Raw genomic sequence first — 26,313 nt, 5'->3', positions numbered from 1 at the left:
CGATTACCGTCTGCCTGGGCAGACGTAAAGCCAAGCGCCCGCTCGAGCGGCCTTCGCTCCGCGGGTGTGTCCCTGCCGAGCAGCGGACCCTACTGCGCGGCGAAGACGAACGGAATGGTCACGGGGGTGGAACCCGAGGAAGGAGGGAACCGCCAGGACTTGATCCGGGAGGCGATACAGCTCGACAGGCCGGGGTAATCCTTCTCCGACCCGCCGGCCGAGACGGACTGGACGGCGCCCGAGGCGGCGATGACCACCGAAGCGGAGACCCTCGCGGTGCTGGCCGCGTTGCTGGCGCGCGCGTCGAGGGCGGGCTGCCAGCAGTGGCGCCGGACGCTAGGGCGGTTCGACTCGACGACGCCGGAGATCTCCCCCTGGGAGAGCGGGCTCAAGCCGGCGCCGGCCCCCTGGCTCCCCGGTCCTGACGAGGGGCCTGGGACCCCAGCGCCGAACCCGGACCGATCGAACTGGGCAGAGGCCGGCGGAGCGGCTGGCTTGTCAGGAGGAGGGCGCTGGCTCGCGACGCCGCCCGCTTTGCCCGTCGAAGCGACCTCTGGACGGGCGGAGGCCGTCTCGGCTGGCGCAGGCGCGTCCGGCTCGACGCTCGGCGGTGGCGGCGGGGCCGCCGTTGGCAAATCGGCCGGCTGGCTCTGGGGCGTGGGGGCGGTCACGACCTGCACGGGCTGCGGCTTCGGGGAGAGCAGGACGAAAGCGGAGACGCCACCGAACGCCGCTGCCATGGCGATGAAGGCGTAAGCGAGCGGGCTCATGCCCGACCGCCGCCTTGGCGCGACCGTCTCCACGAGGCTACCAGGCGTGGCCACCAGAGGCGCGGGCTCCGCCGCGGCGAGGGCCCCTGCCGGCGCGGCGGACGAGGCCCCCGCGGTCAGCCTTCCTCCTGCGGGCGCCGTCGCAGAGCGCGTTACCCCAGCGGCCAGGCCGCCCGCGGGCGCCGCCGCGGCGAGCGACCCGCCGGCGGCCAGGCCGCCGGCCCCACGAGCGAGCTCGGTCGAGGCGGACGCGGGCAGCTCGGGTCCGGGCGCGAACGCGACGGGGGCCGTTCGATCGGCCGCGAAGGGATCGGCGAGCACCTCCACCGGCGCAGCGCCCGCGGCGTGGGTCCGCACGGCGCCTGTCGGCGCGCCTGGCCATGCGGCCGGCGCGCTCGCGGCTGGCACCCCCGGCGTGACGCGCGCGACGGACGCAACGGACGTAGCTGACGCGACAGGCGCGGGCAGCGGCGTCGATGCACCGGGCATCCCCGCCGCGGTGAAGGCGGCGACGGCCGGCGCCTGCTCGTTCAGGCCAGGAGGCTCCGGCTCGCGCGTCGCCGGGCGCGCGGGCGCGGCCCCTGCGAGCGCAGGGATCCTCGACGAGGAGGGCGCCTTCGCCGACGGAGACGCCTGCGGCTGACCGACAGAGGAGCCCGTGGTGCTGATGCGGCGCGCGGGCGGAGACAGACGGGTGGACTGAGCCTGCGTGACGATCTCGAGCAGCTCCGGGAAGTTCTTGAGGGGCAGCCACTCATCGAAGCCCTCGCGCCAGACGAGCGACTCGCCGTCCACCGCGCCGGCAAGCGCCTTGTCGCGAATGACCGAGAGGCGCACCGGGCCGAGCGGGACGCCGCCGACCCCGACGTACCAGTCCTCGCTCGCCGTGGCGCGCACGGCCGGCGCCTTCCCGAGCGGGCGGTCATTGGACATCGCGCGCGTGAACGCGCCGGCGGCCCCCGCCGGGGGCGCGGGCTCCGCCGCCCTGGCGGCAGGCGCAGGGGAACGCGCCGGCGCTGCGGGCGCCGGCTGCGCGGTCCGGGCCGCAGGGGCCGCCAGCGGCGCGGTCGCCGGACGCGGGCTCGACGCCGGTCCGGGGACGGCGCGCGGCGCGACCGGAGGTCGAGGAGCGCCCGCCGGGCGCGGCAGGGCCTGGGATGTCGGCCGGGGCGGCGCCGGCGCGGCGCCCTGGCCCAGCGACGAAGCCGGCGGCGGCTTCAACGGGCTCGCCGCCCCCGCGTCCGCCGCCGGCGCCTCGTCGCTCGGAGGGGCGACGTGCGCATCGTCGCCCGCCTCGCGCGGCGGCTCGACGGGGAGAGCACGTGCCACGGAGCTCTCGGTGACGCTCGCGCTGACCTGAATGAGGTGCCCGCATCGCCGGCACTGCATCCGCACCATCTTGCCGGCGACCTTCTCGTCGCCGATCTGGTACTTGGCCTTGCAGTTATCGCAGATGAATTTCATCCAGGGACGCGCCTGCCGGTGGAATGGCGCAGTCTACGACAGCTTGGCCCCAGACGACATGGGGTAGGCGGTCAGAGCAGCCCGAGCAAGTGCTCCTTGATCGATTGCCGCGTCGGGTCATCGGGGGCGACGCCCAGCGCGCGCTCCCAGGTCTCGATGGCTTTGTTGCGGAACCCGGCCTTCTGATAGAGCACGGCGAGGTTCTTCAGCGCGGGGAAGTGCTTGCCGTTGATGTGCAGCGCCGTCTCCAGCTCCTGGATGGCGTCGTAGAGCTGCCCCTGCTTGCCGTAGAGCAGGCCGAGGTGGAAGTGCAGCCGGTACGCGAGCGGGTCGATCGCCGTGCCCTCGCGCAGGTGCCGCACGGCCTTGTCGAAATCGCCCGCGCGATACGCCGCGATCCCCGCGGCGAGGAGGCGCTCCGCCTCCGCCGAGATCCGGTCCTGATCGCCGCGGATCGAGCGCGCCTGGAGCGCGTTCTCCACGGCGGCGACGACGTCGGCGACGCGGAAGGGCTTCTCGATGTAGGCCTCGACGCCGTAGCTCGACTTCAGGTCCTCCGCGAACCGCCACCCGCGGTAGACGGCCGAGATCATGATGATCGGGATGTGGCCGTAGCGCTGGGTGCCCTTCATGCGGCGGGCGATGTCGAAGCCGTGCACCTCCGGCAGCATGGCGTCGAGGATCATCACGTCGGGCGGATTCTCCTTGACCATGCGCAGCGCGAGGAGCCCGCGATCGGCCTCCTCCACGCGGTACCCGCGCTCCTCGAAGATGCGACGGAGCAGCTTCCGGATCTCCGGCTCGTCGTCGACGACCAGGATCGTCGTCTGATCGCCCTGCGGCGCCTTGCCTGCGCCCGGGAGCGACTCGACGACGGACAGATCGCGATCTGCGGTGCCGAAATCCGTGTCCGTGAGCTCGTCGGCCGCCGCCGCCCTCCGCATGGCGTCGTCGACGACGAGCGGCGGCCCCGCCGAGGAGAGGCGGGCCGGCGACGTGGCAGCAGGCGGGCTCGGCTCGTCGGTGAGATCGGCGAACGAGATCTCCGCGTCGTCACGCGGGCGCTCCGGCGCGGACCGCGGCGGCGGCGGGGCGGCGCTGGGAGCAGGCGCCGCAGGGGCCTGGGCCACCGGGGCCTGGGCCGCCGTCGCCGGGGGCACGGCGGACGCAGGTCGGCGCGGCGCAGGCTGTGCAGACTGTGCAGGCTGTGCAGGGGCGGGCGGGGGCGCGGGCGGCGCCTCGGAAGCGGACGACGTGGTGGAGCCGAGCCCGGCCCGCTTCAGCACCTCGGGCGGGCACTTGGCGCCCACGTAGAACGGCTCGCCCTGCTCCTTCATGTCGTAGGCGGCCGCGATGGTCCGCACGAGGGGGCCCGCGAGCGCGATGTACGGGAAGACGCGCTTGCCGGTCACGAACTCGAGCTCGTCGATCACCTTCTTGTCGGCGGGCGCGGCCATGGCCACGAGGATGCGATCCTCGCGCACGAGCACGGGAAGGAGCTTGTGCTTGGCGGCGATCTCGCGGGGGAGGATGGAGAGGTCGCTCAGCTTGATGCAGACCTGGTTGAGATCGATGCCAGGAACGCCGCTCTGCTCGGAGAGGGCCTTCAGCGCAGCGACCTCGGAGACGGTGCCGCTCTCGATGAGGTTCGTGGCGAGGGGCACCCCCTTCGCGCGCGCATCGAGGAGCGCCTGTTCGAGCTGGGGCTGGGTGACCGCCCTCTGCTGCAGGAGGATGCGTCCGAGCGGCTTCTTGTTGGCGTCTTGCGTCATTCCGCGGGCCGAGTTCGAAGGCTAATGGACGAGGAATGCGCGGGCAAGCACGCGACCCGCGCGCGAAGTCGGCCGTCCGACCGACACGACCGGCTCGGGCCCGTGCGCCGGCGGCTCGGGCATACGGCCGGGTCGAGCGCGGCCAGAACGCCGCCCGATGCGCGCGGATCCGAGCGCGCGTCCCGGCGCCAGAGGCGAGAGCTCACCATCCGCCCATGGTACTCCGGAACCCTCCCGGCAGCGCAGGCGATGCGCCCGCGGCGCGAAGGCGCCCTCTGCGCCCGCTCCGTGAACGCATCGAAGCGGCCATGGCGACGATGTAGGGTCACTCGGTCGACTCGGTCGTGTCCGCTGTATCGTTCGCGCCGTTTGCCTTGCCGGCGTCGCTCGCGCCGATCCACGCGCGAGCGAACGCCGCGTACCTCCCCTCGGCGATCGCCGCGCGCGCCTCTCGCATCAGGCGGCCATAGAGGTGGAGGTTGTGCTCCGTCAGCAGGCGCAGCACCAGGATCTCGCCAGCCATGTAGAGGTGCCTCAGGTACGCGCGGCTGTATCCACCGGCGCAGGTCGGGCAAGCGCAGGTCGGATCGAGCGGCGAACGATCTTCTTTGTAGCGGGCCTGCTTGATGACGATCTTGCCGTGCTGCGTGAGCGCCTGCCCGTTCCGCGCGTTCCGGGTGGGGAGCACGCAGTCGAACATGTCGACCCCGGCGCCGATGGCGTGCACGAGGTCGAGCGGCGTCCCCACGCCCATGAGGTAGCGGGGGCGCGTCGGGTCGAGGTGCGGCGCGATCTGCGCGACCACCTCGTGCATCATCGCGATCGGCTCGCCCACGGAGAAGCCGCCCAGGGCGAGCCCGTCGAACGGCAACGCGCCGAGCTCATCGGCGTGCGCCGTGCGCAGCGCGACCGAGGTGCCGCCCTGCACGATGCCGAAGAGCGCCTGGCTCGGGCGCTTCGCGGCGAGGCAGCGCTTCCCCCAGCGCGTCGTCAGGCGACACGCCTCCTCGACCTCTGCGCGCGGCGCGCCGCCCGGCGGGCACACGTCGAGCTGCATCGCGATGTCGGCCCCGAGCAGCCCCTGCACCTCCATCGCGACCTCGGGCGTGAGCGTCTTGCGGGCGCCGTCGAGGTGCGATCGGAACACGAAGCCGTCCTCGATGAGGGTGCGCCGCTCGGCGAGCGAGAAGGCCTGGAAGCCCCCGGAGTCCGTGAGCATCGCGTGCGGCCAGCGGGTGAACGCGTGCAGGCCGCCGAGCTGCGCGACGAGCTCGGGGCCAGGGCGGAGCCACAGGTGGTACGTGTTGCCGAGGACGATCCTCGCGCCGGTCGCGGCCACCTCGGAGGGCGTCAACGTCTTCACGCTGCCCTGGGTGCCGACCGGCATGAACGTCGGGGTCAGCACGTCGCCGTGCGGCGTGGAGAGCACGCCCGTCCGGGCATTCCCGTCCCTCGCGAGCTCGGAGAAGGAGAAACCAGGCGTCCGGCTCATGGCGCGTCCACCCCGCGGATCAGCATGGCGTCACCATACGAGTAGAAGCGGTAGCCGGCGTCGATCGCCGCGCGGTACGCGAGGAGCGTGCGCTCGCGGCCGGCGAAGGCGAACACCAGCGCGAGCAGCGTCGAGCGCGGCAGGTGGAAGTTGGTCAGCAGGGCGTCGACGACGCGGAACCGATAGCCCGGCTGGATGAGGAGGCGCGTCTCCCCGGACTGCGCCCGCACGAGGCCTGCGCGGGCCGGATCGGCGGCCGTCTCGAGCGCGCGCACCACGGTGGTGCCGATCGCGATCACCGGCGCGCCGCGATCGCGCGCCGCCGCGATCGCGCCCGCGGTCGCGTCCGGGATCGAGTAGACCTCCGCGTGCATCGGGTGCAGGTCGAGATCGTCGGCCGTGACCGGCTGGAACGTACCGAGGCCGACGTGCAGCGTGACGCTCGCGATCTCGACCCCGTTCGCGCGCAGCCGCTCGACGAGGCCGGGCGAGAGGTGGAGGCCCGCCGTGGGCGCGGCGACCGCCCCTGGGACCCGGGCGAAGATGGTCTGGTACCGCTCGCGATCGGACGCGTCGTCGCCGCGGCCGAGGTAGGGCGGGAGCGGGACGTGCCCGTACGCGTCGATCGCAGCGGCGACGGACAGCCCCGCGGTCGAGGAGAGCTGCACCGTGAGCACGCCGTCCTCGGCGCGCTCCAGCACCTCCGCGACAAGCGCGCCGTCGCGCTCGAGATCGAGCACCGATCCGGGACGTATCGGCTTGGAGGCGCGCCCCATCGCTCGCCAGCGCTCGGACCGCGGCGCGCTCTCCTGCGGCCCTCCGCCGAGGTCCTCCGCGCCGGCCGGGGCCCCGTCCAGCCGGTGCAGCAGGAAGAGCTCGACCTGCCCGCCTGTGCCGCGCTTCCTCCCGAACAGACGAGCGGGGACGACCTTCGTGTCGTTGACGATGACGAGCGCGCCGCGCTCGATGTGCCGGTCGAGATCGCGGATCGCCGCGTGCTCGACCTCGCCCGCTCCGCGGCCCCGATCGATGAGGAGGAGCCTCGCTCCGTCGCGCTCCTCGGGGGGCCGCGAAGCGATCAGCGCTTCAGGGAGTTCGTAGTCGAGCAGCTCGCAGCGCACGCCGCGCTACTAGCACGACGCGGGCGCGAGCACGCTCGTCTTGGCGCGGAGGAAGCGACAGATCTCGCCCACCTGATAAGGCTTGGGGACGAAGGCCACCGCGCCGCAGTCGGCGCGCTCGACCTGGCGCGCGGAGAGGTGATAGGCGCTGGAGAGCACGACCCGCACCCTCGGGAACGCATGCCGGATGTGCCGCGCCAGCTCGAGGCCGTTCAGGTCCGGCATCATCAGGTCGATCATCGCCACGTCGACCGGAGACGAGCCGAGGGTGAACATCGCATCCTGGAACGAGGCGGCGAACACGACCTCGAACCCCTCGACGCTTAGCCCTGCCGAAAGAGCGCGACGCTGGGAATTCTCACCGTCCACGATCAGCATGCGGGCCATTAAGCGTCCTCCTGCGGCGATCGCCGCCATTCAATACGCCTATCTGTCTAGCAATCGTCGGGCCAAGTTCCCGAATCGACGCGTTGCGGTTGCCGACGCTAAAGTGAAACAGAAGAGCACAGTCTACATCAGGCGCCTCATTGCACTAAGGCAAATCCCGACGCTGCATCATTGCAAAGATGCAATCTCACGTAGGCTAGCTCCCCCGATTCACTGCTGAGTCAGGTGGTTTGCTCCGTTCGAGAGGTCGCTTCCCTACGACCCGAACGGAGGAATGCAGGATGAGCTCGACGGGCAGCAGGGCGCGGTGCCGGGGGAGCACGGCCCGTCGAGCGCGGTCCGCCTGAGGTCGCTGTGTGCCGTGGGAGCGGGCTGCTGAGCCCGGCTGGGCAGGCAATGGAAGGCGCTCGGCTGTTCGGCGTCGTTTCAGCCCGGGGGATACGTGATCGCCAGGCGGGTCATCTTGCGCCACAGCGTGGTCGCGCTGATCCCGAGCACCTCGGCGGCGCGTTCCCGGCTGCCGTCGCACTCCCGCAGCGCGGCCTCGATCGCCTGGCGCTCGGCGCAGTCGACGACGTCGGCGAGCAGCCTGCCGCCGGCTTCTGGCGCGCGCTTCGGCTGCACCGCGGCGGGCAGCACGTCGTCGACGCTGATGACGCCGCCGCCCGAGAGGGCCACCGCTTGCTCGACCATGTTCTCGAGCTCGCGGATGTTGCCGGGGAAGTCGTACTGCGTCAGCGCCTCGACGACGCCGTCGGCGGCGCGGGCGCGGCAGCTCATCTTGCGGTTGTACTTCTCCAGGAAGAACTCCCAGAGGATCGGGATGTCCTCGCGACGCGAGCGGAGCGGCGGGAGCACGAAGCGCGCGACGTTCAGCCGGTAGTAGAGGTCCTGGCGGAACCGCTTCTCCGACACCGCGGTCAGGAGCTCCTGGTTCGTCGCGGCGATGATGCGCACGTCGACGTTGATGGGTTTGTTCTCGCCTACCCTCCGGATCTCGTTCTCCTGGATCGCGCGGAGCAGCTTCGCCTGGAAGGTGAGCGGGGTCTCGGCGATCTCGTCGAAGAAGAACGTGCCCCCATCGGCCTCCTCGAACAGCCCTTTCCTCGCCGAGATCGCGCCGGTGAACGAGCCCCGCGCGTGGCCGAACAGCTCGCTCTCGAGGAGCGTCTCGCTGATGGCGGCGCAGTTCACCGGCACGAACGGGCGGTCGGCGCGCTTGCTGTTGGCGTGGATGGCCTTGGCGACGAGCTCCTTGCCGGTGCCGCTCTCGCCGGTGATGAGCACCGTCGCGTCGGTCGGCGCGACCTTGACGATCCGGCCGAGCACCTCGCGGACCGCCTGCGAGCGGCCGACGATGTTCTCGAACCGGTAGCGCTCCTTGAACTCGCTGGCGAGCAGCTGCACCTCTCCGGTGAGCTTGCGGTTCTGGATCGCGCGCTCTGCCTTCACGAGGAGCTCCTGCTCCGAGAAGGGCTTCTGGATGTAGTCGAACGCGCCGAGCCGCATCGCCTCCACCGCGCTCTCGATGGTGCCGTACGCGGTCATCACGATGACCTCCGTGTTCGCGTTCGACTCCTTCACCGCGCGCAGGACGCCGATCCCGTCGAAGCCGCCCATCCGGAGGTCGGTGAGCACGACGTCGTACGCCCCCTTGGCGCCCAGATCGGCGCCCTGGCTGCCGTCCGCCGCTTCATCGACCTCGTACCCGGCGCCACGCAGCATCATCGCGAGCGTGGTCCGCATGTTCCGCTGGTCATCGACGACAAGAATCTTCGACATGGATTTCCCCCGCCGCGCTCATCCTTCTCCGGGGGACGAGCGCGGCGCGACGATCACGACCGACGTACCGCGCTGGCGCGTAAGCGCGCGAGCACGGTCGTCCGCGGCGCCTCGGACATGCGTCCATAGCATCGTACGTCAAGCACGACCTCCGCCGCCAGAAGGGTGCACGAGGGATGCCCTCTGCGCGAGGGGCGTCCCCCACCCTCCCCTACTCGCGGATCTGCTGGGCGAGGTAGGCTGTCTCGCCGAGCTTCTCGATCAGCCCGATCTGTGTCTCGAGCCAGTCGATGTGCTCCTCCTCGGACTCGAGGATCCTGGCCAGGAGCTCCTCGCTGGTGCGATCGCCCCTGTCGCGGCAGAGCGCGATCGAGGAGTTGAGCCGCTTGACCGCGTTGTACTCGAGATCGAGGTCGCTCTTGAGCTGCTCCGGCACGCTCTGCCCGATGTGCAGGGTGTCCAGGCGCTGCAGGTTGGGCAGCCCGTCCAGGAAGAGGATGCGCTCGATGATCGCATCGGCGTGCTTCATCTCGTCGATCGACTCGGCGCGCCCGCGCGCAGCGAGCGTGACGAAGCCCCAGTGCGAGCACATCTTCGCGTGCAGAAAATACTGGTTGATCGCGACGAGCTCTGCTGCAAGCACCTCGTTCAACGCATCAACGACGTCTTTTGCACCCTTCATCGAATCCCTCTCGCGCTCATGCCTGTCGTGCTGGCCCCGCCCCTGTTGGGCGGGGGGACGCTGACTGGAGCGCCAGCGCCCCGCACAAATGCGCAAGGTCCGTGGAGGTGCGCAAGAAGTTTCTAAGGAAATAGGCGGCGATGCCGTCGCTCCCGACGGAAACCAAGGCGTTCAGCGTGTTGCCGGCCAGTCCGGAGAATCAAGCTGCGCTGGAGACCGGCGCCATCACCAGGCGGCGCGGCGTCGAGGCCCCGTCGCGCTCACCGACAAGCTCGGCGATCGTCGACCGACAGGAGCCACAGCGCGTACCGGCGCCCGTGCACTCCATCACCTGCGAAACAGAGCAGGCGCCCTCACTCATCGCTTCGCGAATCTCTCGATCACAGACGCCCATGCAGAGGCAGACGTACATGCAGAACCCCGGCTACGGAACGGGTGGGATTGATATTGAACATAGCTTTCAATATCGAAGCGTCAAGGGGAATGTCGCCTGGGCGGATTGTCGAGTCGGCACGTGATCCGAAATCGCCTTGGATCGAGCCAGAAGCGCTCGATCCAGCGCGCCGAGCAGCGCTCGGCCGGTCGAGCGCGCGAGCGCGCCGAGCAGCGCTCGGTGAGTCGAGCGCCGCAGGAGCTCCGGGAAGAGGGATCGGGCAGGGATGGAGCCGGTCAGACCGGCGGAAGATGACGCCGCGCGAGCGCGGGCTGGCGGGCGAGGAGGCGAGGCGCGAACGCCCGCCCACCGCGGAGCGATCGGCCGCGCGAAGGCGTCACATCGTGAGGCCGCCGTCGACGTCGATGCAGCGGCCGTTGAAGTACTCGCACTCGATCACGAAGCGCACGGCCTGCCAGATGTCCTCGGGCACGCCGATGCGGCCCACAGGGATCATGGCGACCAAGGCGTCGCGCGCCTTCTGGTGCATGCCCTGCGTCATGGGCGTCTCGATCATGCCGGGCGCAACGGCGCCGACGCGGATGCCGAACGGCGCGAACTCGAGCGCCCAGGTCTTCGTGTTCGCCGCGAGCGCGCTCTTCGCGGCGGTGTAGCTTGACTGGCCGCGGTTGCCGTGGCGCGCGATGGAGCTGATGTTGACGATGACGCCCTTCTGCTCGGTCTCGATCATCTTCGCGACGACCTCGCGGACCATGAGCGTGGCCCCCGTCAGGTTGACATCGATGACGGCCTGCCACTGCGCCGCGCTCAGCTTGACGACCGCGCCGGTCTGCCGGTCCTTCTTGACCAGCAGGCCGTCCCGCAGGATGCCCGCGTTGTTCACGAGGCCGTTCAGGCCGCCCATCGCCTCGTGCGCGAAGCGGACGAACGCCTCCACCTCCGCCTCCACCGCCACGTTGACCGCCCGCGCGTGGATCTTGCCGGCGAGCCCCTTGCTCGCCTCGACGAGCGACGCGAGCCCCTCCTCGTTCATGTCGCCGGCGGCGACCTGGCCCCCGAGCTCCGCGAGCCGCAGCGCATAGTGGCGACCCAGCCCCTGGGCAGCACCTGTGACGACGAACTTCGTGTCCTCGAGTCGCATGATCGCACTCCTCCAGGGATCGCTCCCGATCACCGTGTCGAGCGCGCCGTCTACCACGACACAGCCGCGAGGCGGCGGACGACGTCGCAACGCGCAACCAACGCCCGCGACCCCCGCCCGGCGTGCAGGGCCCCGCGTAACGCGGGCGACCCGCGCGACCGCCGCTTGCGCCGGGTGGCATCGATGTTATTCAGCGCCCATGAGGTCGATCGCGCTCGCCGCCGTGTGCGCCGGCATCCTGACGCTCGCGCCTGCATGTGACCGCACCCCCCCGGTGCCCGAGACCTCCGATCCGACGGGCAAGGATCTGGTGATCGGCGCCGTGGTCGCAGCCGCCGAGCAGAGCGGAGGGCTCCGCATCTACAAGATCGTCGAGGTGGAAGAGCTGCCCGCGCCGTTCGGGTCAGATCTGCACATGATCGCCTACGATCCGAAGGCGCAGAGCTTCCAGGAGGCCGCGGAGCTCCGTCGCAGGGGGAAGCTGACCGTCGCGAAGGACCACATGACGGTCCGGCTCGTGTATTTCCTGCCGCGCGACCACCGGGTGATCAGCAACGAGCCGGTCAGCGACGAGGAGCGGGCCCCGTATCTCCGCTCGTTGCAGAGCCGGCAGCGCTGACCGGCATCCGCCAGCGAGCGCCCGCGCCTCAGCGCGCTGTGCGGAGCAGCTCGCCCAGGCGCTCGATGGCCTGGCTGTGCAACCGGCTCGCCCAGCTCTTGCTGATCCCGAGATCCTGCGCGATCTGATCGAAGCGCTCGTCGTCGAAGTAGTGGCGCTCCACGAGGGCGCGCTCGCGCTCCGGGAGCTCGCTCACGGCGTGACGCACGGCCTGCGCGAGCTCGGCGCGAGAGGCGCGCTCCTCCGGGTCGTCCGCGGCGTCGGGGACTGCGGCGACGTCCCCGTGGCTCGAGAGCAGGCCGAGCGCCATCGCGGCCGCGTGGCCTGCGAGCAGATCGCCGAGCCGCGCGGCGTAGGCCTCCTGCGTGGCAGGCGCTTCGGCGTCGTCCTCCGCCCCGCGCCCCTCGGCGAAGCGCGCCGACGCAGCGAGCGCGCTGGCCCGCGCGGCCGCGGAACGCCAGCGCGTCTCCCTCCGGACGCCGTCGAAGATGGCCCACCGGAGCTTCCGCTTGGCGTAGGCCTCGAAGGTGGATCGGCTCGGATCGTGGGTCCGCACGATCTCGAGCAGCGCCGGGTGCCCCAGCGCGACGAGGTCCTCCACCGGGATGCGGCGGCCCAGACGGCGCGCGATGCGCTTCGCGACCAGCTGAAGCAGGTCGAGCCCCTCGGCGAGCAGCCGGTCTTCCGGAGTGCGCACCGCTATCCCGCCTTGGCGCGCCCCGCTGCGCCGAGCACCCCGAACGCCCGCTCGCCGCTCTCGTCGACCTCGCGCGGATGCGCGCGCCGCAGGAGGCGGCTCGCCTCCTCGTCGTGCAGCAGCACCTCCGCGAGCTGCTCGCGCATCCACGCGATCTCGTGCGCGGGCAGGCGCCCCACGTAGGGCGCCACGGCGGCGTCGACCTGAGCGGCGATCCAGGGGTCATCGAGGAGCGAAGCGTCCATGGGTGACGGCCAGTATATCTCCACAGAGCGCGCCGTCATCCGCCGCTCGCCGCATCGCCGAGGCGTCATTGGGCCGGCGGCGAGGCGTTGAGGCAGGCCTCGAACGCCCTGACGGTCCGCGCGTCGAACGCGCACTTGAGCGACCTCGGATCCACGCTCTTGCCGACGTTCTGCTCGCACGACCGCGCGTACTGCTCCCCGAGCGTGGCCGCGACAGCGTCGATCTTCTTCTCGGTCTCGCCCCGCTGCTCCGCCGTGAGCTTGGCGCTGAGCGCCGCGACCTGATCCGAGCGCGTGAGCACCGTGAGCCGCTTGCCGAGCTCCACGCAGTCGCCATGCATCAGCGCATAGTCGTCGGGCACCGAGTCGTCGCGACGCGGCGGCGCCGGCGCGTCGGGCGGGGCGTCTGCCTCCCGCGCCGCGGCGCCCTGGGCGGCATCGTTCGTGGGCTCGGCCGTCGGCGACGGCTCTTCCGGCCGCGCGGGCTCGGGCTGCTCGATCGGAGGCGGCGAGGCCCCTCCGCAACCGAGCAGCGACGTCGACAGCAGACCCGTGACCGTGATCAAGAAAAGAGATCTCCCCATGCAGCGAGGGTTGATCGGCTCGCGCCGGGCGTCCATGCCGCGCCGGGCGCGCTCGTCGCTGCGCGGCGGATCGAGCGACCCCTCGGCCTGCCGCGCTTGCCGCGAAGGTGCACGGGCCGCCTTGGCAGGCTCCGTGCAGGGCGCACCGTGACGACAGGTCGGCCTCACCGACCATGTCGCCTGTCCGTGCGGAGGCGGGAGCATGCGGTCGCTCTGGATTGTTCTCGTCCTGGTGCTCGGCTCGGCGTTGCTGCTTCAGGTGATGGCGGCGTCCGACGGCCGGATCCCGTACGCGCGCTTCCGCTCGCTCGCGGAGAGCGGAGAGCTCGCCGAGATCGAGATCCGGGACGACGTGTACATCGGGCGCGCGGTGCCCGGCCTGAGCGCGCGCGCGCCGCAGAGCTACCGCACGGGGCGCATCGAGCAGACCGAGAAGGATCTGCTCGCCGATCTCGACCGGCGACGGATCCCGTACACGCGCGTCGCGGACGAGCTGGGGTTGCCGCCGTACCTCTGGCTGCTGCTGCCGCTCGCCGGTCTGGTCGCGATGGGCCACCTCGCGTCGCGCCGCGCGGCGACGGCAGGGACCATCTCGGGCGCCGCGACCGCCTTCGGCAAGCACAAGGCGCGGCTCTACGAGGAGCGGGGCGCGATCACGACGTTCCGCGATGTCGCCGGCAACGCCGAGGCGAAGACGGAGCTCGGCGAGATCGTCGACTTCCTCAAGGCGCCCGAGCGCTACGAGAAGCTCGGCGGGCGGATGCCCAGAGGGGTGCTCCTCGTGGGGCCGCCCGGCACGGGCAAGACGTTGCTCGCTCGGGCGATCGCGGGAGAGGCGAGCGTCCCCTTCTTCAGCGCGAGCGGGTCGGAGTTCGTCGAGATGTTCGTCGGCGTCGGCGCCGCGCGCGTGCGCGACCTCTTCTCCCAGGCGCGCGAGAAGGGGCACTGCCTCGTGTTCATCGACGAGCTCGATGCGGTCGGCAAGGTGCGCGGCCTCGGCGGCTCCGTCGGCGGACACGACGAGCGGGAGCAGACGCTCAACCAGCTCCTGACCGAGATGGATGGGTTCGACGCGCACACGGCCATGGTCGTGATCGCCGCGACGAACCGCGCCGAGATCCTCGATCCGGCGCTCCTCAGGCCAGGGCGGTTCGACCGCCGGGTGCACATCGATCGGCCCGACCTCGCCGAACGGAAGGAGATCCTCGCGGTGCACGCGAAGAAGGTGGCGCTCGATCCCTGCGCGGATCTCGACGCCGTGGCCGCGCAGACAGCGGGGCTCGTCGGCGCCGACCTCGCGAACATCGTCAATGAGGCGGCGCTGCTCGCGGCGCGGCGCGGCGCGGCGGCGGTGGGACACGGCGACCTGGAGGCGGCGATCGAGCGCGGGCTCGCGGGGCTCGAGCGCCGTGGCAGGCGGCTCGGAGCGCGCGAGAAGCTCGTCGTCGCCTACCACGAGGTGGGGCACGCGCTGACGGCCTCGCTGCTGCCGACGCAGGATCCTGTGCGCAAGGTGTCCATCGTGCCGCGGGGGCCGGGCGCGCTCGGGTACACGATCCAGCAGCCGCGCGAGGATCGTTACCTGTGGAGCCGGCAGGAGATCCTCGATCGGCTGGTCGTGCTGCTGGGCGGGCGCGTCGCCGAGGAGGAGGCCGTCGGAGACCTGTCGACCGGCGCGCAGGACGATCTGCTCAACGCGACCGAGCTCGCGCGTCGCATGGTCCGCGAGCTCGGGATGGGCCAGGGGGTCGGCCTCTCGGCGCTCGATCCGCGCCGGCCGCTGTCGTTCCTCGGCGAAGCGCAGGGCGCGATGCCGTCCGGCGCAGGGCCGCGCGAGTGCAGCGACGCGACCGCGCGCGCGATCGACGCGGAGGTCGCGCGCATCCTCGCGGACGCGGAGGCGCGGGCGCGCGCGTTGATCCAGGGGCACCGGCCGACGCTCGAGCGCGTCGCCGCCCGGCTCTACGAGGTCGAGACCCTGAGCGGCGATGAGCTCAGGGAGATGGTGGCGAGGAGGGAAACGTAGACGAGGCGCTCAGTCCACGCTCCGCAGAGCGCGTGACAGATCGAAGCCCGCGGCGTCGTAGTGATAGACGACGCTGAGCACACGGCCGCGCAGGAGCTCTCGCGGCACCGCGCCCATCGCTCGGCTGTCGAGCGACGCGGCGCGGTTGTCGCCCATCACGAAGAGGTGGTCCGGCGGGACGACGACCGGACCGAACGCATCGAAGTCGGTCTCGCCGGCCGCGTGCGTGACCTGGCCGAGGTGCTCCACCCTCGTGCCGTCCCCGCGCTGCTCGAGCGCTTGCGCCGCGCCGTCGACGTACAGCACGCCTCGCCGGAGCATCACCGTCTGACCGGGGAGCGCGATCACCCGCTTGACGAGGAGGGTGGGGCCGCCGCGCGGATCCGCGAAGAGCACCACGTCGCCGGCGCTCGGCCCGCTGCGCTCGAACAGGTAATGCTCCATGAGCGGGACGCGGAGCCCGTAGGCGACCTTGTCGACGAGGATGCGATCACCCGGGGCGATCGTCGGCCACATCGAGCCGGTGGGCACGTGGTACTGGTCCGCGAGCGTCGAGCGACCCAGCGTGAGGATCGCGAGCGCCGCGAGGATCTTGAGGAGGCTCCGCCCGAACGGCGCGACCCTCTGGTAGGCGCGCCGCGCGAACGCGCGATCGGATCGAAGCATGAAAAGTCCAGCCTTGTCGGGCTGGAGGCACACCGCCGCGGCCTCCACCGCCGGCTGGGGAACGCTCGGCTCGCTCATCTCTGGCGGGGCTAGCATCCGCGCTCGAGACAAGCCAGCTTCGCTGCATGCACGGCTGCACTTCATCGACTGCACCACTCTCCCAAGCTCTGGGCCGCCTCACACTCTGCGGATCAATGTCGCGTCATCCGGTAACGACAGGGGCCGCCATGCACCTCGCCGGCTACCGCGCGCTGGGACTCGATTTTACCTATATCCCTTTTGCGGTGACCGATGTTGAAGGCGCGACGCGCGGGATGCGCGCGCTCGGGATCCGCGGCCTCGGCGTGTCGATGCCCTACAAGCAGGCGGTAATTCCATTGCTCGACGAGCTCGATCCCGTCGCCGAGCGGATCGGGGCGGTCAACACGATCGTGAACGATGACGGGCGCCTCAGGGGCCACAATACCGACTGGATCGGCGCGGTGCGGGCGCTCGAGGAGGTGACGCAGCTCAGGGGCGCGCGGGTGCTGCTCCTCGGCGCCGGCGGCGCGGCGCGCGCGGTCGCGTTCGGGCTCGCGGAGCGCGGCGCCCGCGTCACGGTGGCGAACCGCGATCTCGAGAAGGCGCGGCAGCTCGCGGCGGCGGTCGGCGGGGCGGCCGCGCCGCTCGACGCAGCCGCGCTCGCGCGCGACCACAGCGTCCTCGTGAACGCCACGTCGCTCGGCATGGCCGAGGTCGATCCGCGAAGCCCTGTCCCGGAGGAGGCGTTGCGGGAAGGTCTCCTGGTGATGGACATCGTGTACAAGCCGATGATCACGGAGCTCGTGGCGGCGGCGCGGCGGCGCGGCGCGACCGCCGTTCACGGCGGGAGGATGCTCCTCCACCAGGCTGCAGAGCAGTTCCGGCTGTACACCGGGCGGGAGCCGCCGCTCGATGCCATGGACGAAGCGCTGCGCGCTCAGCTCGGCTGACGCGTGGAGCCGCCGTTCGGCGCCACGGACGAAGCGCTGCGCGCTCAGCTCGGCTGATGCGCGCGACGTCCCGCGTCAGGCTCGCGCTGTCCGGCCGCGCGACGACCGCCGCTCTGCGCCGTGCGCACAGCCTCCGGAGCAATGGCCAAGGACGGGCGCCACGCGTAGGCTTCCGGCGATGGTCTCGTTCGAGATACGCGCAGCCGTGACCGGCGACGAGGAACAGCTCCTCTATGTCGCGCGCCACCTGAACTCGGTCAACCTGCCGAACAACCGTGACGCAATCCACGAGATCGTCGCCGAGAGCCACAAGAGCTTCAACGGGACGATCCAGGATCCCCGCCTCCGCCAATACGTCTTCGTCCTCGTCGACCTGACGAAGGGCGAGAAGGGCATGATCGTCGGGACGTCGATGATCATCGCGCAGCTCGGCCGGCGCGGCGTCCCCTACATCTTCTTCGACGTGCTCGACGAGGAGAAGTACTCGGCCACGATCGACAAGCACTTCCATCATACGGTGCTGCGCATCGGCTACTCGTACAACGGCCCCACGGAGATCGGCGGGCTCGTGCTCATGCCGGAGTACCGGCAGGGGCCCGAGCGGCTCGGCACGATGATCTCCTATGTTCGCTTCCTCTACATGGCCGCGCGATCCGCGCTGTTCCAGGAGGAGATCCTCGCGGAGCTGATGCCCCCGCTCGAGCCGGATGGGACAAGCCACCTCTGGGAAGCGCTCGGGCGCAAGTTCACCGACATGAGCTATGCCGACGCGGATCTCCTCTCCAAGAAGAACAAGGAGTTCATCAAGGGGCTCTTCCCTGAGGGGACCATCTACGCCTCGCTGCTCCGCGAGGACGCGCAGCGCGTGATCGGCAAGGTCGGATCGCAGACCCGTGGGGTGGAGAAGCTGCTCCGCCGCGTCGGCTTCCGTTACGCCCACAGGGTCGATCCGTTCGACGGAGGGCCGCACTTCACCGCCCGCATGGACGAAATCTCGCTCGTGAGCGATACGCGCCGGGCGAAGGCGGGCCGCCCGTTCACCCCGAGCCCGTCGGATCCGAAGGGCATTCTCGCGATCGAGCGCCCGGACGCCCCTTATTTTCGCGCGGTCTCCGCGAGCCTCCGCGATGAGGGAGAGCTCGGCATGGCGATCGCCGAGGACGCCTGGAAGCACCTCGAGCTTCAGCCTCGCTCGCCGATCTGGGTCCTGCCCATGCCGTGACAGGGTGCCTGCGGCCACGTCCAGCACGCGCGAGATCAGCGGACCAGGCCGCCTGCGCGCCACGTCCAGCACGCGCGAGGCCAGCGGACCAGGCCGCCTGCGCGCCACGTCCAGCGCGCACGAGGCCAGCGGACCAGGCCGCCTGTGCGCCAGGTTCACCAACGGATCAGGCCGCCTTGCACTGCAACGATTCTGTTGCTACAGAATTAACAGAAGTTTTCACGAGCGGTTCGGAGGACCATGACCCTTGGATTGGACCTCGATTTCGGGCGCTTGCCCGCGCTGGAGCGGACGGAACGCTGGCCCGGGACACCGAGGGAGGATGCCGGCGCGGAGAGGGCCCCCGCGGCAAAGGGCGGCGCGGAGCCCAGGCTCTCCGGGCGGGAGATGCGTATCGCGGCCGCGCTCGCCGAGGCGGCGATGCCGCCCGGGCGCTTCCTCGACGGCGCAGGCGCAGCGACCGCCAGCCGGCTCGCGGCCTGGCTCGGCTCGATCCCGCCGCACCTGGCGCAGGGGGTGCGCGCGGCGCTGTGGGCGATAGAGCTCGCCCCCCTGCCCTTCCGGCTCAGGCCGCTGTCGGCGCTGCCGCTCGAGGAGCGGATGGAGGTGCTCCGCGGCTTCGAGCAGAGCCGGGCGCGGACGCTGCGCTCGCTGCTCCGCGCCGCGCTCACGCCGCTCAGGTTCGTCCACTACGACCGGCCCGAGATGTTCAAGCACGTCGGCTGCCGCTACGAGCTGCCCACGGTGCGCGACGAGGCGCCGCGCTGGCTCGCGCAGGTGACGGACGGGCGCGAGGTCGAGGAGGACCTGGAGCTCGAGTGCGAGGTCCTCGTGATCGGCACCGGCGCCGGCGGAGCGGCCGCGGCCTACGAGCTCGCGTCGCGCGGTCACGCGGTGCTCATGCTCGAGGAGGGCGACTTTCACCGCCGCTCGAGCTTCACCGGACGGCCCGCGCGCGCGTACCGGGAGATGTACCGCGACCACGGGCTCGATATGACGCTCGGCAACGTGAATATCCCCGTGTTCGCGGGGCGCGCCGTCGGAGGGAGCACCGTGATCAACTCCGGTACTTGCTACCGGGCTCCGGAGAGCACCTTTGCGTCGTGGCGAGGCGGCATGGGGCTCCCGGCGGAGTTCTCGTCCAGCGGGCTCGCTCCCTATTACGAGCGCGTCGAGCGCATGCTCCAGGTCGCCCCCGCGGACCCGCTCCACCTCGGGGCGATCGGGCCGATCGTCCGGCGCGGGGCGGAGCGGCTCGGCCTGCGGCACGGGCCGCTCCAGCGCAACGCGCCGGACTGCGATGGACAGGGGATCTGCTGCTTCGGCTGCCCCACGGGGGCCAAGCGCTCGACCGACGTGAGCTACGTGCCCGAGGCGCTGAAGCGGGGCGCTCAGCTCATCACGGCGGCGCGGGTCAGGACGATCGAGCTCGTGGCGGGCCGCGCGCGGGGGGCGACTGCAGTGCTCGGCGGAGATATGAGGGCCGAAGGCAACGGCGACCGCGCGGCGAGCGGCGCACGGCGGCGGCCGCGGCTCGTGGTGAGGGCGGAGGCCGTCGTCGTGGCCGGCGGCGCGCTGATGACGCCGCTGCTCCTGCGCCGGAGCGGAGCGTGCCTGTCGAGCGGCGCGCTGGGAAAGAACCTCTCGATCCACCCGGCCTCGAAGGTGATGGCGCTCTTCGATGAGCGGATCGACCAGTGGCAAGGCATCCCGCAGGGCTACCAGATCGACCACTTCGCCGATGAAGGGCTGATGTTCGAGGGAGGCTCGCTCCCGTTCGACGTCGCCGCGCTGGCCGTGCCCTGGACGGGGCACCGCTACACGGAGCTGATGGAGCGGTACCCGCACCTCGCGACGTTCGGGTTCATGATCAAGGACACGAGCCGCGGCGAGGTGAGGCCGGGGATCGGCGGCACGCCGCTCGTGCTCTACACGATGAACCGGGAGGACGTCGCCAAGATGCAGCGCGGGGTCGAGCTGCTCTGCGAGGTGTTCCTGGCCGCGGGGGCGCGGCGCGTGCTGCCGCTCGTCGCCGGCTGCGACGAGGTGAACGGCCCCGTGGACCTGGAGCGGCTCAAGGCGCGGCAGATCCAGGCGGGCGACCTCGACGTGGCCGCGTTCCACCCGCTCGGGACGTGCCGTATCGGGGTGGATCCGCGGTCGTCGTGCCTCGGCCCGGACCACCAGGCGCACGACGTCGCCGGGCTCTACGTGTGCGATGGAAGCGCGATCCCCTCGTCGCTCGGCGTGAACCCGCAGATGACCATCATGGCCATGTCGCTGCGCGCGGCCGAGCTCCTGAGCGAGCGGCTATCCGGCTGAGCCGTCGCGGTACCCGAGGGCCGCGGCGCGCTCGCTGCCGATGCGATCGCTCTCGATCGTCCCGTCGCGCATGGTCACCACGCGCGGCATCGACTCGGCGAAGCTGAGGTTGTGCGTCACCACCACGATCGTGGTGCCGTGCTTGCGGTTCATCTCGAAGAACAGCTGGTGGATCGAGTCGCTCGTCGCGGTGTCGAGGTTGCCGGTCGGCTCGTCGGCGAGGAGGAGCTTCGGCGACAGGACGAGCGCACGCGCCAGGGCGACGCGCTGCTGCTCGCCGCCCGACAGCTCCCCCGGCCGGTGCGTGGCGCGCGCCGCGAGCCCGACCTCGGCGAGCAGCGAGCGCGCGAGCGGCTCCATCTCGCGGCGGGTCTTCCCCTGGATGAGGCCCGGCATCATCACGTTCTCGACCGCGTTGAACTCCGGCAGCAGGTGGTGGAACTGGAAGACGAAGCCGATCGTCCGGTTCCGGATCGCCGCGAGCCGCGAGCCCGGGAGGCCGGTGAGCTCGTCGTTGCCGAGGCGGATGCGGCCGCTCGTCGGGAGGTCCAGCGTGCCGATGCAGTGGAGGAACGTGCTCTTGCCGGCGCCGGAGGGGCCCACGAACGCCACGACCTCGCCCTGATTGATGACGATGTCGATGCCGCAGAGCACGTGGAGCTCGCGGCCCATGTGAACGAACGTCTTGCGGAGGTCTTCGACGACGACGAGCGGAGTGGACATGGAGTGATTACTCGTAGCGGAGCCCGTCGACCGGAGAGAGCCTCGAGGCAGCGCGGGCCGGGTAGATGGTGGCGATGGTGCAGATGAGCATCGACGCGACCGCGACCATCGCGTAGTCGGAGAGGTTCACGTTCACGGGCAACCGGTCGATGTAATAGACGTCCGGATCGAGCCGGACACCGAACCAGTACAGGCCCGTGCAGACCGCGAGCGCGGTGCCGACACCGTAGATCGTGCCGATGGCGCCGATGATCACGCCCTCGAGCATGAACACGCGCATCACCGCGTTGTCCGAGGCGCCCAGCGCCTTCAGGACGGCGATCTCCTTGCCCTTCTCGGTCACCATGAGGAGCAGCGTGCACACGATGCAGAAGCTCGCGACCGCGATGGCGATGGACAGGATGATGAACGTCGCGATCTTCTCCAGCTTGAGCGCGCTGAAGAGGTTCTTGTTCATCTCCATCCAGTCGCGGACGCGGAGCTGCGGCGGCGGCTTGCCTCCCTCCGGCGCCTCGTCGAGCGCGGCGCTCGCGGCGACGGCCGCCTCCACGGCCGGGCGGACCTCCTGCACCCGCTCGGGATCCGGGACCCGGATATCGATGTGGGTGATCTTGTCGTCGAGGCTGAAGAACTTCTGCGCCTCTTCCATCAAGACGTACGCGTGCGTGACGTCGTACTCGTACATGCCGCTATAGAAGATCGCCGCGACACGGAACTTGCGGGAGCGCGGCATCACGCCGGTGGGGCCGAGCTCACCCATCGGCGACAGGAGGGTCACCTCGTCCCCGACGAGCACGTGGAGCGATTTCGCGAGCTCGCGGCCGATGATGACGCCCGGGTAGATGCGCGTCTGCTGCTTCAGGTAGTCGCGCACCGACGGGTCGACGTCCGTCGGCTGGCGGAAGTCCGGCCCCTTGAAGTACGGCTCCCCGCCCGGACCTCGGCCGATGACCTCCTCGGGAGGCAGGCTCGTCAGCTTCTCGGGATCGCGCAGGTAGTCGAAGCTGCCGACCTCGATGTTCTTGGGGAGGTCGATGACCTGCCCGATGGTGTCCGGATCGATGCCGCGGACGAGGGCGCCCGCGGTGTTCGAGGCGCTGGAGCCCATCGCCTCGCCAGCCGCGACCGGGGTCGCGGCGCCTCCGTAGGGCGCGAGCGCGACGCGCACCTGGGTGAGCTTGTCGTCCCAGTTGCCGAAGCCGCCGGGGCGGGAGGCGTCGACGACCATGTGCGCGTTGTTGCCGAGGATCTTGCGCTTCAGGTCGGCGCCGAAGCCGCCCATGATGCTCGTCACCGAGCACAGGGCGCACGAGCTGACGGCGACGCCGGCCATCGACAGGACCGAGATGACCGTGAGAAAGCCGCTCTTCGAGGCGCGCACGTGGCGCGCGGCCACGTGGGGCACGAAGCTCCGGCGCTCGAGCGCGTCGAGGGCGATCGGCAGGAGCGCCGACAGCACGAAGAACAGGAAGGCGACGCTCGAGACGAGCGCGGTGAAGCGGATGATCTGATCCGTGGCGTTGAACGACGCGCCCTTCCCGACGGGCATCCTGGCCGTGAGCGTCGCGGTGGCACCGAACGCCACGCCCACGAGCGCGCCCCACCACCAGCCGAGCGCGCGATAGAGCCCCTTGCGGACAGGGCGGCTCCCGGCGACCAGATAGCCCGTGCCCGCGCCGAACAGGACCCCTCCAAGGATCCACCGGAAGGTCGGCTGGATGGGCAGGACCGCGACCCAGAGGACGACGATCGCGAGCGCGGCGAGCAGGGACATCGCGCCGAGCACCCGGAGCCCCGCGCGGGCCTTGGAGCCCCACCTGCCGGAGAGCCACCGGGCCTTGTCCGCGGTCGTCCTGGCCCGGAACAGCCGAAGACCCCCGCCCACGATCAGCGCGGCGACGAGCTGGGCGATCAGCTCGGTATTGCTGGAGAAGAAGGCGCCGACGAGCGCGAGGCCCTTCGCGCGCCCGCTCGACGCGATGAGCGTGAGCGCGAGCAGGCCGGCGCCCGTGAGCGCGACCACGACCCCGCCGCGCACGACGCCGGGGCGCCGCGGCTCCAGCTCGCCCTTCTTGTCGAAGCGGGTGTAGCCCCGCCAGGCGAGCAGGACGATGCCCAGAGCGACGGCGGCGAGGAGCGCGGCCTGCAACGACCTGGAGAGCTCGATCACGCGTCGGTCTCGGGACGGAGGAGCGGGAACAGGATGACGTCGCGGATGGAGGTCGCGCCGGTGAGGAGCATCGTCAGGCGATCGACCCCCATGCCGAAGCCCGCCGTCGGCGGGAGGCCGTGCTCCAGGGCGCGGACGTAGTCGGCGTCGTAATCCATCGTCTCCTCCTCGCCCCGCGACTTCTTCTCGACCTGCGCGCGGAAGCGCGCGTCCTGGTCCTCGGGGTCGTTGAGCTCGCTGAAGGCGTTGCAGAGCTCGCGGCCGTCGATGAAGAGCTCGAAGCGGTCGACCAGCGAAGGATCGCTGTCCTTCTTGCGCGCGAGCGGCGAGACCTCGAAGGGATAGTCGATGATGAAGACAGGGACGCTCTTGTCGCCGGCCTCCGTGCGGTAGTCCCTCGTGAGGAACGGCTCGACCACGTACTCGTACGCGCAGAAGACGAGCTCACCGGGCGACTCGCACTTCTTCGCGCCCGCGCGGAAGTTCGTCCAGTCGATCTCGCGCCCGCTCGCCTTCGCCGCCTTCGCCCACTCCTTGATCGGGGCGTCGTCCGCGGCGACGCGCTGCGGGACGTCGGCCGGCAGGCCCGACTTCGCCAGGGCGCGGGCGATCCCCTCGGCCATGGGGACGCGCTCGAAGCGCTCGAGCGAGTACGTGCGCTGCGCGGACCAGGCCGCGTGCTCGGCCGGGAGCCGCTCGGCGAGGCGGGCGTCGACGTGGCGGAGCATCGCCTCGGTCGCGTCCATCAGCGTCTCGTACGTCGCGTACGCCTGGTAGTACTCGAGCATCGTGAACTCGGGGTTGTGCCGCGTCGACAGCCCCTCGTTCCGGTAGCAGCGGGCGATCTCGTAGACGCGCTCGAAGCCGCCGACGACGAGCCGCTTCAGGAAGAGCTCCGGCGCGATGCGCATGAAGAGCCCGAGGTCGAGCGCGTTGTGGTGGGTCTTGAACGGCTTCGCGGCCGCGCCGCCGACGAGCGTGTGCATCGTCGGCGTCTCGACCTCGAGGAAGCCGCGCGCATCGAGGAACCCGCGCAGCGCGGCGACGATCGCGGTGCGGGCGCGGAAGACCCCCGCGACGTGCGGGTTGGCCACGAGATCGACGTACCGCATGCGGTAGCGCGACTCGACGTCCTTGAAGCTCGTCTTGGTCGGCAGCGGTCGGTAGGCCTTCGTGAGCAGCCGGAGCCGCTCGGCGCGGATCGAGAGCTCGCCCTTCTGCGTCGCCATCGCGACGCCGCGGGCCTCGACGAAATCGCCGAGATCGATGTCCTCGAGCCGCTCGAAATCGGCGAGGCTCCCCTGCTCGCAGTAGAGCTGGAGCTCGCCGGTGCGGTCGCGCAGCCGGACGAAGGTGACGCCGCCGAACGAGCGCACGAAGAGGACCCGGCCCGCGACGCGGAACGGGACCGGCTCGACGCGCGCCGGATCGTAGCGATCCGCCGCGGCAGAGGCGGATCGCTCGGGCGCCGCGCCCTCGGGCCTGGGCTCGGCCGCGGCCCGCGCCCCGTCGAAGCGGGCGCGGACGGCCGCGAGCTCGACGAGCGGCTCGCCCTCCGTGACGTCGTTGGCGAACGGGTTGTCGCCGCGGGCGCGGAGGCGGGCCGCCTTCGCCTTGCGGGTGGCGATCAGCGTCTCCTCGGCGCGCGCGGCCTCGGCGGCCTCCTTCACGAGCCGCTCGGTCTTCTTGTCGTTCGGTCTGTCTTTTTGCTGGCTCACGGAGCGTCGTCCTCCGCGACGGAGCCGCCCTTCCTGAGCGAACCGCCGGCCGCGGCGAGCAAGTAGGCCTCGATGAAGCCCTCGAGATCGCCGTCGAGGACGGCGTCCACGTCGGTGGCCTCGGTGGAGGTGCGCACGTCCTTGACGAGCCGGTAGGGCGCGAGGACGTAGTTCCTGATCTGGCTGCCGAAGTTGATGGCGCTCTTCGCGGCGTTGTAGGCCTGGACCTCGGCGTCCCGCTTCTGGAGCTCCATCTCGTACAGCTTCGCCTTGAGGACCTTCATCGCCATCGCGCGGTTCTGGTGCTGGCTGCGCTCGGCGCGGCACACGATGTTGAGGCCGGTCGGGAGGTGCCGCAGGCGAACGGCGGTCTCGACCTTGTTCACGTTCTGCCCGCCCTTGCCGCCGGCGCGCATCGTCGTGATCTCGATGTCCTTCTCGTTGACCTGGATGTTGATCTCGTCGTCGCTGTCCGGGGTGACCTCGACGGCGGCGAACGCGGTCTGGCGCGTGTGATCGGCGTTGAACGGGCTCATCCGGACGAGGCGGTGGACCCCGGCCTCGGATCGCAGATAGCCGTACGCGGCGTCGCCGCTCACCGTGAGGGTGACGGCGTCGATGCCCGCCTCGTCGCCGTCCTGGTAGTCGATGATCTCCGTCTTGTACCCGCGGCGCTCGCAGAAGCGCAGGTACATGCGGAGGAGCATGGACGCCCAGTCCTTCGCGTCGGTGCCGCCGGCGCCCGGGTGGATGCTGACGATGGCGTTGCCGCGGTCGGCGGGGCCGGACAGCATGCGATCGAGCTCGACCTTGCGCAGGCGCCCGGCGATGGCGTCGGCCTGCACGTCGGCGTCGGCGATGACGCCCTCGTCGCCCTCGGCAGCGCCGAGCTCGAGGTACTCCGCGAGATCTTCGATCTCGCGGCCGAGCCGCTGCGCCACCTCGAGCTTCGACTCGACCTGGGCGCGCTTGCGGAGGACGGCTTGGGCCTTTTCCTGATCGTTCCAGAACCCCGACGACAGCGTCGTCTGGGTCAGGTCCTGGAGCATCCGTTCGAGCTTGGGGACGTCAAAGATGCCCCCTTAGCGCCTCAAAGCGCCTTTTGATGTCCAGGACTTTCTCGCGGGTCTCGGAGAGCATGGCGGGGGATCTATTCGATCTGGGCGGCGATCGCCAGGAGAGACGCCAGGCGAGACCGCCGCGCGCGGGCGGACCGAGGCGGCTCCACGTCGGGCCCACGTCGGGTCCACGTCGGGCGCGCCGGCGAGGCGCTCTTCAACGCGGCGCGCGGGCGGGAGAGGGTGCGGCGGATGACCCGGCGCCGCGGATTCCTTGGCGGTGGACC

The 26,313-nt window shown here is 71.0% G+C and carries 22 protein-coding genes; 6 read left to right on the top strand and 16 right to left on the bottom strand.

Features of this window, described 5'->3' with window-relative positions; genetic code table 11:
• Window positions 1–89: 89 nt before the first annotated feature.
• The 7 genes from WMF14_RS09695 to bfr all read right to left on the bottom strand — a co-directional run bounded on the left by WMF14_RS09695 (window position 90) and on the right by bfr (window position 9,470).
• Window positions 90–2,234, bottom strand: coding sequence for a GYF domain-containing protein (locus WMF14_RS09695; RefSeq protein ID WP_437800292.1), 2,145 nt, complete (start codon window positions 2,232–2,234; stop codon window positions 90–92).
• Window positions 2,235–2,305: 71 nt separating this feature from the next.
• The gene (locus tag WMF14_RS09690; protein ID WP_437800290.1) at window positions 2,306–4,006 is read right to left on the bottom strand and encodes a response regulator; all 1,701 of its coding nucleotides are present in this window, start codon (window positions 4,004–4,006) and stop codon (window positions 2,306–2,308) included.
• Window positions 4,007–4,331: 325 nt separating this feature from the next.
• Window positions 4,332–5,498: a tRNA guanosine(34) transglycosylase Tgt gene (tgt, locus tag WMF14_RS09685; RefSeq protein WP_272101342.1), complete on the bottom strand. Its 1,167-nt coding sequence runs from the start codon at window positions 5,496–5,498 to the stop codon at window positions 4,332–4,334.
• Window positions 5,495–6,619 (bottom strand): tRNA preQ1(34) S-adenosylmethionine ribosyltransferase-isomerase QueA, encoded by a 1,125-nt coding sequence (gene queA / locus WMF14_RS09680; RefSeq protein ID WP_437800288.1) that lies wholly within the window; start codon window positions 6,617–6,619, stop codon window positions 5,495–5,497. Before queA ends, tgt begins: the two co-directional genes overlap by 4 nt.
• 9 nt (window positions 6,620–6,628) lie before the next feature.
• Complete coding sequence (locus WMF14_RS09675; protein WP_272101340.1) at window positions 6,629–7,036, bottom strand: response regulator; 408 nt, start codon at window positions 7,034–7,036, stop codon at window positions 6,629–6,631.
• Window positions 7,037–7,432: 396 nt separating this feature from the next.
• Window positions 7,433–8,788 carry a sigma-54-dependent transcriptional regulator gene (locus WMF14_RS09670; RefSeq protein ID WP_272101339.1) on the bottom strand — a complete coding sequence of 452 codons (1,356 nt, stop codon included), beginning with the start codon at window positions 8,786–8,788 and terminating at the stop codon, window positions 7,433–7,435.
• A 211-nt stretch (window positions 8,789–8,999) separates the two neighbouring features.
• Entirely contained in the window at window positions 9,000–9,470 is a 471-nt protein-coding gene (gene bfr / locus WMF14_RS09665; RefSeq protein WP_272101338.1) for a bacterioferritin, read from the bottom strand.
• A gap of 140 nt (window positions 9,471–9,610) precedes the next feature.
• Between bfr and WMF14_RS09660 the strand changes: the two genes are divergently transcribed.
• Complete coding sequence (locus WMF14_RS09660; RefSeq protein ID WP_437800286.1) at window positions 9,611–9,988, top strand: hypothetical protein; 378 nt, start codon at window positions 9,611–9,613, stop codon at window positions 9,986–9,988.
• Between the two features lie 252 nt (window positions 9,989–10,240).
• Here WMF14_RS09660 and WMF14_RS09655 read toward each other — a convergent pair whose 3' ends face one another.
• The gene (locus WMF14_RS09655) at window positions 10,241–11,005 is read right to left on the bottom strand and encodes an SDR family oxidoreductase (protein WP_272101337.1); all 765 of its coding nucleotides are present in this window, start codon (window positions 11,003–11,005) and stop codon (window positions 10,241–10,243) included.
• A 199-nt stretch (window positions 11,006–11,204) separates the two neighbouring features.
• Here WMF14_RS09655 and WMF14_RS09650 point away from each other — a divergent pair, with 199 nt between their 5' ends.
• Window positions 11,205–11,624, top strand: a complete 420-nt coding sequence (locus tag WMF14_RS09650; protein ID WP_272101336.1) for a hypothetical protein — start codon at window positions 11,205–11,207, stop codon at window positions 11,622–11,624.
• Between the two features lie 28 nt (window positions 11,625–11,652).
• Here the strand turns inward: WMF14_RS09650 and WMF14_RS09645 are convergent, their stop codons facing one another.
• From WMF14_RS09645 to WMF14_RS09635, 3 genes are all read right to left on the bottom strand, one after another.
• Complete coding sequence (locus tag WMF14_RS09645) at window positions 11,653–12,321, bottom strand: sigma-70 family RNA polymerase sigma factor (RefSeq protein ID WP_437328427.1); 669 nt, start codon at window positions 12,319–12,321, stop codon at window positions 11,653–11,655.
• Window positions 12,322–12,323: 2 nt separating this feature from the next.
• Window positions 12,324–12,566, bottom strand: a complete 243-nt coding sequence (locus tag WMF14_RS09640; protein WP_272101334.1) for a hypothetical protein — start codon at window positions 12,564–12,566, stop codon at window positions 12,324–12,326.
• 65 nt (window positions 12,567–12,631) lie between these two features.
• Window positions 12,632–13,150 carry a hypothetical protein gene (locus tag WMF14_RS09635; RefSeq protein WP_437800283.1) on the bottom strand — a complete coding sequence of 173 codons (519 nt, stop codon included), beginning with the start codon at window positions 13,148–13,150 and terminating at the stop codon, window positions 12,632–12,634.
• 202 nt (window positions 13,151–13,352) lie between these two features.
• Between WMF14_RS09635 and ftsH the strand changes: the two genes are divergently transcribed.
• Window positions 13,353–15,176, top strand: coding sequence for an ATP-dependent zinc metalloprotease FtsH (gene ftsH, locus WMF14_RS09630; RefSeq protein ID WP_437800281.1), 1,824 nt, complete (start codon window positions 13,353–13,355; stop codon window positions 15,174–15,176).
• Window positions 15,177–15,185: 9 nt separating this feature from the next.
• Here the strand turns inward: ftsH and lepB are convergent, their stop codons facing one another.
• The gene (gene lepB / locus WMF14_RS09625; RefSeq protein ID WP_437800280.1) at window positions 15,186–15,842 is read right to left on the bottom strand and encodes a signal peptidase I; all 657 of its coding nucleotides are present in this window, start codon (window positions 15,840–15,842) and stop codon (window positions 15,186–15,188) included.
• Between the two features lie 227 nt (window positions 15,843–16,069).
• Here lepB and WMF14_RS09620 point away from each other — a divergent pair, with 227 nt between their 5' ends.
• The 3 genes from WMF14_RS09620 (at window position 16,070) to WMF14_RS09610 (ending at window position 20,357) form a co-directional block, all read left to right on the top strand.
• Entirely contained in the window at window positions 16,070–16,813 is a 744-nt protein-coding gene (locus WMF14_RS09620) for a shikimate dehydrogenase (protein WP_437800278.1), read from the top strand.
• Window positions 16,814–16,991: 178 nt separating this feature from the next.
• Window positions 16,992–18,035, top strand: a complete 1,044-nt coding sequence (locus WMF14_RS09615; protein WP_272101328.1) for an arginine N-succinyltransferase — start codon at window positions 16,992–16,994, stop codon at window positions 18,033–18,035.
• 240 nt (window positions 18,036–18,275) lie between these two features.
• Window positions 18,276–20,357, top strand: coding sequence for an FAD-dependent oxidoreductase (locus WMF14_RS09610; RefSeq protein ID WP_437800275.1), 2,082 nt, complete (start codon window positions 18,276–18,278; stop codon window positions 20,355–20,357).
• On the opposite strand, the gene WMF14_RS09605 is transcribed toward WMF14_RS09610, so the two are convergent.
• The 4 genes from WMF14_RS09605 to prfB form a co-directional block, all read right to left on the bottom strand.
• Window positions 20,346–21,080 carry an ABC transporter ATP-binding protein gene (locus WMF14_RS09605; RefSeq protein WP_272101325.1) on the bottom strand — a complete coding sequence of 245 codons (735 nt, stop codon included), beginning with the start codon at window positions 21,078–21,080 and terminating at the stop codon, window positions 20,346–20,348. The two genes, WMF14_RS09610 and WMF14_RS09605, sit on opposite strands and share 12 nt — an antisense overlap.
• A gap of 7 nt (window positions 21,081–21,087) precedes the next feature.
• Window positions 21,088–23,250, bottom strand: coding sequence for an FtsX-like permease family protein (locus tag WMF14_RS09600; RefSeq protein WP_437800273.1), 2,163 nt, complete (start codon window positions 23,248–23,250; stop codon window positions 21,088–21,090).
• On the bottom strand, window positions 23,247–24,968 hold the full coding sequence (gene lysS / locus WMF14_RS09595) for a lysine--tRNA ligase (protein WP_437800272.1): 1,722 nt from the start codon (window positions 24,966–24,968) through the stop codon (window positions 23,247–23,249). The genes WMF14_RS09600 and lysS overlap by 4 nt, the downstream gene beginning before the upstream one ends.
• Window positions 24,965–26,108 (bottom strand): peptide chain release factor 2 gene (prfB, locus tag WMF14_RS09590; protein ID WP_272101322.1). Its coding sequence is split into 2 segments (ribosomal slippage): window positions 24,965–26,038 and window positions 26,040–26,108, totalling 1,143 coding nucleotides; the frame shifts between segments, so codons are not numbered across the junction. Before prfB ends, lysS begins: the two co-directional genes overlap by 4 nt.
• Between the last annotated feature and the right edge of the window lie 205 nt (window positions 26,109–26,313).

Source organism: Sorangium sp. So ce693, from assembly GCF_051521375.1.
Classification (GTDB): Bacteria; Myxococcota_A; Polyangia; order Polyangiales; family Polyangiaceae; genus Sorangium; species Sorangium atrum.
Note: the sequence above shows the minus strand (reverse complement) of the source record. Positions and strands in the feature narration are given on the sequence as shown.